We start from the raw sequence: 1,917 nt of genomic DNA, 5'->3' as shown, positions 1-1,917 counted from the left end.
ATTTCAACCAGCACCTGCTGCAAATGGGCAAAATACTGCTCCATCTCTCCGGCACCGTCGTCAGCGCAGTCGCGGACAGCGCGAGCGCAGCCATGCCCCAGGCGGCGGTCGCGGCGAACATGGCGTCGGCCGAGACGGCCATCCAGATCGCGGCAGGCGTGAGCACGAGGAACGGCGCCACTCGTCGGGCGGCGGCCTCCGCGTCCAGGGCGCGCAGCGTGACCATCACTGCAGCGGCGGTGGAGGCGGCGATCAGGATCACGATCGTGCCGGCCACGAATCCGTTCGCCAGGCCGAGCCGAGCCAGGAGCACGAAGAACAACGTGGCACCGGGCGGGTGGCCGGCGACGTGCGTGTGCCAGTTGTTCGACTCGCCCGCGCCGTCGACCGACGCCTTCGGGATCCTCGAGACGAACTCGTCGAGGAACGCCGGGACGTCGTCGACGATCCGCGCGGTCGGGAGGTACTCGTAGGAGTGGTCGAGCTTGTCGCCGACCCCGCCCCAGCCGGAGACGAGCGCGAGCGAGAACAACCAGACCGCGCTCACGCCGTACGACACCAGGAGCAGGCGGCGCCACGGCAGTCGGGCGGCGAGGTCGACGGCGTGACGGAAGCCGAGGTAGCCCAGCAGCAGCGCCGGCAACGTGCCGATCCCGAAGAGCTTGGGCTCCCAGATCGAGTGCAGGGGCGTGAGCGAGCCGGGCGTCTCGTCCGGGTTGGAGCGCGCGTAGACCTGCCAGCCGATCAGGTCGGGCCCGATCGTCGCCACGACGACGAGGGCAACCCCGACCCAGAAGCCTATCCACGGCACATGCGAGGGGACGTCGGCGCCGGGAGGCGCAGCCTCGGCGTCGCGGTCGGTGGCGGTCGACATGAGGGCCAGCCTAGGTGGGGGCTCCTGTGTATTGGCTGAGTGACTGTGAGTCTGCTGAGGATCCGTCGCCGTACGCAGCTGCTAGCGGGACGCCGAAACCCCAGGTCAGGCCGGAGATCGGACCGGGCCGCGTCACCGCTTCGTAAGCCTGCGGGTGATGCCGCGCACCGCTGCGGGCGACTAGGTTGAGGCCGTGCCGCACTGCGACCTCATTCTTCCCTGCCGCGACGAGGGCCCTGCCCTCGTGGCGCTGCTGCCCCGGATCTCGGACGTCTTCCACGTGATCGTCGTCGACAACGGCTCCTCCGACGACACCGCCGACGTGGCGCGCCGCCTCGGCGCTCAGGTCGTGGCGGAGTCCGTGCCGGGCTACGGCTCCGCGATCCACGCCGGCCTGATGGCCGCCACCCAGCCCTACGTCGCCTTCATGGACGGCGACGGGTCGTTCGACCCCGACGAGCTGCTGGCCCTGCTGGACGACGTCAAAAACGGCCGCGCCGACCTGGCCGTCGGTCGTCGGCGCCCCGTACGACGGGGGGTGTGGCCGTGGCACGCCCGAGCAGGCAACGCCCTGATCGTCGCCTGGCTGCGCCGCCGGATCGCGCTCGACGCCCACGACATCGCCCCGATGCGCGTGTGTCGCCGCGAGGCGCTCGTGGACCTCGACGTGCGCGACCGCCGCTTCGGCTACCCCGTCGAACTGCTGCAGAAGGCCACCCAGGCGGGCTGGCGGTTCAAGGAGCACGACGTGGCCTACCACCCGCGCGCCGAGGGCACCCGGTCGAAGGTGTCGGGCTCGGTGAAGGGGACGTTCAGGACGGCTCGGGACTTCTGGAAGGTGCTGCGTGATGACTGACTCGACGATGAGGGACCTACGCGTGCTGGTGATGGCCAAGGCGCCGGTCGCCGGCGTGAGCAAGACCAGGCTCGCCGCGACCATCGGCGACGAGGCGGCCGCTGACGTCGCCGCCGCTGCGCTGCTCGACACCCTCGCAGCAGCGCAGGCGACCGTCGGTGCGGGCGGGTGCGTGCTGGCGCTCGCC

Annotated in this window: 1 protein-coding gene and 2 pseudogenes; 2 read left to right on the top strand and 1 reads right to left on the bottom strand. The window is 71.0% G+C overall.

Going from position 1 to position 1,917, the window contains the following annotated elements; genetic code table 11:
- Window positions 1-874: pseudogene (locus tag VOI19_RS18780) on the bottom strand (hypothetical protein); the annotation flags it as partial.
- Between the two features lie 193 nt (window positions 875-1,067).
- Between VOI19_RS18780 and VOI19_RS18775 the strand changes: the two are divergent.
- Both VOI19_RS18775 and VOI19_RS18770 read left to right on the top strand, forming a co-directional pair.
- Window positions 1,068-1,730 carry a glycosyltransferase family 2 protein gene (locus VOI19_RS18775; protein ID WP_323794458.1) on the top strand — a complete coding sequence of 221 codons (663 nt, stop codon included), beginning with the start codon at window positions 1,068-1,070 and terminating at the stop codon, window positions 1,728-1,730.
- Window positions 1,723-1,917, top strand: a pseudogene (locus VOI19_RS18770) (hypothetical protein); the annotation flags it as partial. The gene VOI19_RS18775 and the pseudogene VOI19_RS18770, both read left to right, overlap by 8 nt.

It is taken from the genome of Nocardioides sp., assembly GCF_034670285.1.
Taxonomy (GTDB): Bacteria; Actinomycetota; Actinomycetes; order Propionibacteriales; family Nocardioidaceae; genus Nocardioides.
The sequence above is the reverse complement of the archived record's forward strand: the minus strand, read 5'-3'. Positions and strand labels throughout refer to the sequence as shown.